General features: G+C 68.6%; 1 protein-coding gene. It reads right to left on the bottom strand.

Annotated features, from left to right (window positions below; all coding sequences use genetic code 11):
* On the bottom strand, positions 1-223 hold a 223-nt coding region (locus AC2CJA_RS27500), incomplete at both ends, for a transposase (protein ID WP_484605312.1).

Here is a 223-nt window from a genome sequence, read left to right as displayed (position 1 = left end):
CATACGAGAGGTGGGGCGCGTCATAACCGGCATCCAGCACGATGAGGATCGTCTTGTTCCCCGGCTTCCAGTGGCCGGCCTCGATCAACCGCTGGACCACACCGCGCAGTTGGGCTGCGGCCACGGTGACCGCGTCGTCGGCCGGGCCCAGGCGAACGGCGTCAAGCAGGGCGCACCAGGAGGTGCGGCCGGTCTCCAAAGCGGCGACGAAGGAGTACGGCCA

The organism is Streptomyces sp. ATLC9 (assembly GCF_057196705.1).
This window is presented reverse-complemented; position numbering and strand designations above follow the sequence as displayed.